The sequence below is a fragment of the Rubrobacter taiwanensis genome (assembly GCF_004337705.1).
In the GTDB taxonomy this organism is placed as follows: Bacteria; Actinomycetota; Rubrobacteria; order Rubrobacterales; family Rubrobacteraceae; genus Rubrobacter_C; species Rubrobacter_C taiwanensis.
Window position 1 is genome coordinate 1 of the sequence record NZ_SKBU01000055.1, and the last position, 2,635, is coordinate 2,635.

Sequence of the window (2,635 nt, forward strand, 5' to 3'; positions counted from 1 at the left end):
GAGGCCCTGGAGATAGGGGACGTGAGGTACGAGGTAATACCGCTTGCCGGGGTGGAGGAGCTGGTTAGCGAGCACGTTCCAAAGGAGGTTGCGCTCACCATCACGGCTTCACCGGTGCGGGGGATGGGACCTACGGTGGAGCTGGCCGAGCGGCTGGCGGGTGCGGGCTGGCGGGTGGTTCCGCACCTTTCGGCCCGGCTTGTTAGGGACGAGGGGCACTTGGAGGAGATAGTGGGCCGGCTGCAGGGGGCTGGGGTGCGGGATGTGTTTGTCATAGGGGGGGATGCCAGAGAGCCGGCTGGGCGGTTTGAGGGTTCTGCTGAGCTGCTTAGGGCCATGCACGAGCTTGGGCACTGCTTTGAAGAGGTTGGCATTGCCGGCTATCCGGAGGGCCACCCTTTCATCGGTGACGAAGATTTGAGCCGGGCTATGGAAAAGAAGGCGCCCTATGCCACCTACATAGTGAGCCAGATCTGCTTTGATGCGGAGCTAATTACCGGCTGGGCTTGGCGGGTGAAGCGGCGGGGCATAGAGCTGCCGATCTGGGTTGGGGTACCGGCTCCTGTGGAGAGCAAGAAGCTTTTTAGGATCTCAACCAGGATAGGTCTTGGGGAGTCGGCGCGCTTTCTGAAGAAGCAGCGCAACTGGCTTATAAGGCTCTTTCTCTCCTCTTTTTCCTCTTCCTCTTCTGGGTACAATCCGGACCCGCTCGTAGACGCTCTTGCTCCTGCGCTTTTGGATCCCAAGAGCAACATAGAGGGGTTACACATCTACACCTTCAACGAGCTGGAGAAGACTGAGGCGTGGCGTGCTGCCAAGCGGTGGAAGCTGGCAAAGAGCGAGCATGAGGAGAAGAACTTTTGAGGTGGTCTGCGAAGATGAGCGGCACTACTACTACTACTACTAGTGGGGGCAGATCCAACCTGCAGATAGCGCGCGGGGCCAGGCTCCTTCCCATCCGGGAGATAGCGCACTCCATGGGCATAAAGTCTGAGCTGCTTGAGCCCTATGGGGAAGGGGTAGCCAAGATAAAGCTAGAGGAGGCCCTTGAGGAGCTAGAAGAGCGGCCAAAAGGCAGATACATTCTGGTCTCTGCCATAACCCCAACACCCCTTGGAGAAGGCAAGACCACAACCACAGTAGGGCTTGGGCAGGCCTTCTCTCACATAGGCAAAAGAGCCACAATAGCCATAAGGCAGGCCTCTATGGGTCCGGCCTTTGGGATAAAGGGCGGGGCTGCTGGGGGCGGGTATTCGCAGGTAGTGCCCATGGAGAGGCTCAATCTGCACCTCACAGGAGACGGGCACGCTGTAACCGAGGCGCACAACATGCTCAGCGCGATCATAGACAACCACCTCCACCAGGGCAACGAGCTTGGCATAGAGCTGCACTCCATAAGCTGGAGGAGGGTTGTAGACGTAAACGACCGGGCCTTAAGAAACATCATCATAGGGCTTGGGAGCAAAGCCGATGGGATACCCCGTCAGACGGGCTTTGACATAACGGCAGCCTCAGAAGTGATGGCCATCCTTGCGCTCTCAAGCTCGCTCAAAGATCTAAGAGAGCGCCTTGGGCGCATAGTAGTTGGGACAAACGGGGTTGGGGAGCCTGTTAGCGCGGAGGATCTCAAGGCGGCAGGAGCCATGGCGGTAATCCTCAAAGAAGCCATAAAGCCCAACCTCATGCAGACCCTAGAAGGGACCCCTGCATTAGTACACGCAGGCCCCTTTGGCAACATAGCCACCGGCAACTCCTCGGTTGTAGCCGACCTCATCGGCATCCGCTCAGGCGATTACCTCATAACCGAGGCCGGCTTTGGGGCGGACATGGGGGCCGAGCGGTTCTTCAACATAAAATGCCGTGTTTCGGGACTAAGGCCCGATGCGGCAGTAGTTGTGGCCACCGTACGCGCCCTAAAGGTCCACTCTGGCCGCTACGAAGTGGCGGCGGGAAAGCCCCTTCCAGAAGAGCTTCTCAAAGAGAACCCAGACGATGTATATGCTGGAGCGGAGAACCTCAAAAAGCAGCTTGAGAACATAAAGCTGCACGGCATTCCGGCAGTAGTAGCCATAAACGCCTTTCCAACAGACCACCCCTCAGAACACAGAGCAATAGAGGAGGTGGCAAAGCAAATGGGGGCAAAAGCTGCTGTATGCAACCACTTTGCAGAAGGGGGCAAAGGAGCCATCCTTCTTGCAGAAGCTTTAGAGAAGACAATAGAAGAAGAGAAAGAGCGCTCTTCTTCTTCCTCCTCTTCCTCCTCATTCCGCTTTCTCTATCCGCTAGAGGCCTCTTTAAAGCAGAAGATAGAGACAATAGCCAAGGAGGTATATGGGGCGGGGAAGGTGGAGTACGAGCAGGAAGCTTTGAGGCAGCTAGAGAGATATGAGGGGTGGGGCTTTAGGAAGCTTGCTGTATGCATAGCCAAAACCCATCTTTCCATCTCCTCAGATCCTGCTCTCAAGGGGGCGCCTTTGGGATGGGTTTTGCCGGTAAGAGAGGTACGGCTTTCTGCGGGGGCGGGTTTCATCTACCCCATCTGCGGGCAGATGCGCACCATGCCGGGGCTTTCGGCCTCACCTGCTGCCCAGAGCATAGACATAGACGATGACGGCCAGATCGTGGGGCTCTTTTA

2 protein-coding genes are annotated in these 2,635 nt (G+C 57.1%); both read left to right on the forward strand.

What is annotated here, in order from left to right:
* Positions 1-864 (forward strand): methylenetetrahydrofolate reductase (locus E0L93_RS15565; protein ID WP_341539386.1); only part of this gene is annotated, 864 nt, incomplete at its 5' end.
* Between the two features lie 14 nt (positions 865-878).
* The coding region (locus tag E0L93_RS15570; RefSeq protein ID WP_132693005.1) for a formate--tetrahydrofolate ligase at positions 879-2,635 on the forward strand (1,757 nt) is incomplete at its 3' end.